Source organism: Pseudomonas sp. HMSC067G02, assembly GCF_001813485.1.
Classification (GTDB): Bacteria; Pseudomonadota; Gammaproteobacteria; order Pseudomonadales; family Pseudomonadaceae; genus Pseudomonas; species Pseudomonas aeruginosa.
Window position 1 is genome coordinate 1 of record NZ_KV812718.1, and the last position, 3,449, is coordinate 3,449.

General features: G+C 66.4%; 3 protein-coding genes. 2 read left to right on the forward strand and 1 reads right to left on the reverse strand.

The annotated features are described in order from the left end of the window. The coding region (locus tag HMPREF2914_RS25490) for a methyl-accepting chemotaxis protein (RefSeq protein WP_236080420.1) at positions 1-407 on the forward strand (407 nt) is incomplete at its 5' end. A 103-nt stretch (positions 408-510) separates the two neighbouring features. On the opposite strand, the gene HMPREF2914_RS25495 is transcribed toward HMPREF2914_RS25490, so the two are convergent. After that, positions 511-2,001: a helicase HerA-like domain-containing protein gene (locus tag HMPREF2914_RS25495; protein ID WP_003093869.1), complete on the reverse strand. Its 1,491-nt coding sequence runs from the start codon at positions 1,999-2,001 to the stop codon at positions 511-513. A 399-nt stretch (positions 2,002-2,400) separates the two neighbouring features. On the opposite strand from HMPREF2914_RS25495, the gene HMPREF2914_RS25500 reads away from it, so the two are divergent. Beyond that, the coding region (locus HMPREF2914_RS25500; protein WP_139148225.1) for a cache domain-containing protein at positions 2,401-3,449 on the forward strand (1,049 nt) is incomplete at its 3' end.

Below are 3,449 nucleotides of genomic sequence, written 5' to 3' on the forward strand. Positions count from 1 at the left end.
CGGTGGTCGCCGACGAGGTGCGCAACCTGGCCCATCGCGCCCAGGAATCGGCCCAGCAGATCCAGAAGATGATCGAAGAGCTGCAAGTCGGCGCCCGCGAGGCAGTGGCCACCATGACCGAAAGCCAGCGCTACAGCCTGGAGAGCGTGGAGATCGCCAACCGTGCCGGCGAACGCCTGGGCAGCGTGACCAGCCGGATCGGCGAGATCGACAGCATGAACCAGTCGGTGGCCACCGCCACCGAGGAACAGACCGCGGTGGTCGACTCGCTGAACATGGACATCACAGAGATCAACACCCTCAACCAGGAAGGCGTGGAGAACCTCCAGGCCACCCTGCGCGCCTGCGGCGAGCTGGAAGCCCAGGCCGGGCGCCTGCGGCACCTGGTGGACAGCTTCAAGATCTGAGCCCGTCCGTCCCACAGGCCAGCTAACCGCGAAGCGGTTAGTCGGCGATCATCCAGCCCCCATGAAAAAGGCGCCCGCGGGCGCCTTTTTCATGGCCTGGCGCTCAGCGCCGCTTCTTCCCGCCCATCAACGAGCCGAGCAGGCCACGCACCAGCTCCCGGCTCAACTGGTTGGCCGCCTGGCGCATGGCGCTCTTCACCGTCGAATTGGACAGCAGGCTGCCGAGAATCTGCCCGGCCATGCCGCCGACGCCGGACGCGCTTTCCTGCTGTGCAGGCGCCTGGCCCTGCACCTCGGGCTTGGCGTCCGCCTTGCTCGCCAGCACCTCGTAGGCCGACTCGCGATCGATCGGCTGGTCGTAGCGCCCCTTCAACGGCGACCGCTGGACCAGTTCGGCGCGTTCGCTGTCGCTCAGCGGGCCAATCCGCGAATAGGGCGGCGCCACCGCGACGCGCTGGACCATGGCCGGCGTGCCCTTTTCCTCCAGGGTGCCGACCAGCGCCTCGCCGATACCCAGTTCGGTCAGCACCCCCAGGGTGTCGAACGCCGGGTTCGGGCGGAAACCGTCGGCCACCGCGCGCAGCGATTTCTGTTCCTTGGCGGTGAAGGCGCGCAGGCCATGCTGGATACGCAGGCCGAGCTGGGCCAGGACATCGTCCGGCAGGTCGCCCGGCGACTGGGTGACGAAGTACACCCCGACGCCTTTCGAGCGGATCAGCCGGACCACCTGTTCCAGGCGGTCGCGCAAGGCTTTCGGCGTGCCGTTGAACAGCAGGTGGGCCTCGTCGAAGAACAGTGCCAGCACCGGCTTGTCGGCATCGCCGCGCTCCGGCAGTTGCTCGAACAGCTCGGCCAGCAGCCAGAGCAGGAAAGTCGCGTAGACCTTCGGCGCCTCGTGCACCAGGCGGCTGGCGTCGAGCAGGTGGATGCGCCCGCGCCCGTCCGGCTCGGGGCGGAGGATGTCTTCCAGTTGCAGGGCAGGCTCGCCGAAGAAGGCCTCGGCGCCCTGCTGCTCCAGAGTGGCCAGGCGGCGCAGCAGCGCCTGCCCGGAAGCGCCGGTGAACAGCGCCCGGTCCTCGCCGAGGATCTCCGGATTGTCCTTCAGGTGGTTGAGCAGCGCCTTCAGGTCCTTCAGGTCGAGTAGCAGCAGGCCTTCCCGGTCGGCCACCTGGAAGGCGGCGAACAGCGCGGCCTGCTGGCTATCGGTCAACTCCAGGAGGTTGGCCAGCAGCAGCGGGCCCATCTCGCTGATGGTGGTGCGCAACGGGTGGCCGGTCTTCCCGGCGATGTCCCAGAGCGTGGTCGGGTAGGCCTTCGGCTGGTAGTTCAGCCACGGCATGCTGGCGATGCGTTCGGCGACCTTGCCCTGCGGGTTGCCCGGCGCGGCGATGCCGCACAGGTCGCCCTTGATGTCGGCGGCGAACACCGCGACACCGGCATCGCTGAAGGATTCGGCGAGGTGCTGCAAGGTCACCGTCTTGCCGGTACCGGTGGCGCCGGCGATCAATCCATGACGGTTGGCCAGGCGCCAGGCCTGCCCTACCGGCTGGCCATCGGGGCCAGCGCCGATCAACAACTCATTCGCTTGCGACATCCATTCATCCTCGGGACTAAAGCTCCGGCACGCTGTGCCGACAGTAAGGGAAAGCCCTTGTACAACGGGGCTTCCAGCGGAACCCGCGTACCAATATGCGCGGGTTCCCGCGAAGGGCGTCGGGCCAGCGCATCGACCCGATCTGGCCGTCCAGCTTCAGCGAAGACCTTCGGGCCTTGCTGAGACAGGAAAAATCGCCATCGTATCCGTATCACGCATTCTTCGGAGCCACCCAGGGAACCGTGGCTTCGTGGCACAAGGCCGTGCCTGGGTCGACGGACTACCCACCCGCGCGACCCGCCCGACGCTGCAAGGCGTACGGAAAGCCCCTGCGCCCGCGGAACGGTCGCAGGGGTCTGGTCAAAGACTGGCGCTACATACTCCTGGACGCAATACAACATGATCAAAAGTCTGAAGTTCAGCCACAAGATCCTCCTCGCGGCCTCCCTCGTGGTGTTCGCCGCTTTCGCACTGTTCACCCTCTACAACGATTACCTGCAGCGCAACGCGATCCGCGAGGACCTCGAAAGCTACCTGCGGGAAATGGGTGACGTGACCTCCAGCAACATCCAGAACTGGCTCGGTGGCCGTCTGTTGCTGGTCGAGCAGACCGCCCAGACCCTGGCCCGCGACCACAGCCCGGAAGCCGTCAGCGCCCTGCTCGAACAGCCGGCCCTGACCTCGACCTTCAGCTTCACCTACCTCGGCCAGCAGGACGGCGTCTTCACCATGCGCCCGGACAGCCCGATGCCGGCCGGCTACGATCCGCGCAGCCGGCCCTGGTACAAGGACGCCGTAGCGGCCGGCGGCCTGACCCTGACCGAGCCCTACGTCGACGCCGCCACCCAGGAACTGATCATCACCGCGGCGACGCCGGTGAAGGCCGCCGGCAACACCCTCGGCGTGGTGGGCGGCGACCTCAGCCTGAAGACCCTGGTACAGATCATCAATTCGCTGGACTTCAGCGGCATGGGCTACGCCTTCCTGGTCAGCGGCGACGGCAAGATCCTGGTGCACCCGGACAAAGAGCAGGTGATGAAGACCCTGAGCGAGGTCTACCCGCAGAACACGCCGAAGATCGCCACCGGTTTCAGCGAGGCCGAATTGCACGGCAACACTCGGATCCTCAGTTTCTCTCCGGTCAAGGGCCTGTCCGGCCTGGACTGGTACATCGGCATCTCGGTGGACAAGGACAAGGCCTATGCCATGCTCACCAAGCTGCGTACCTCGGCGATCGTCGCCGCGCTGATCGCGGTGGTCGCCATCGTCCTCCTCCTCGGCATGCTGATCCGCGTACTGATGCAACCGCTCACCGACATGGGCCGCGCCATGCAGGACATCGCCCAGGGCGAAGGCGACCTGACCAAGCGCCTGAAGGTCACCAGCAACGATGAATTCGGGGTCCTGGCCATTTCCTTCAACCGCTTCGTCGAGCGTATCCACGAATC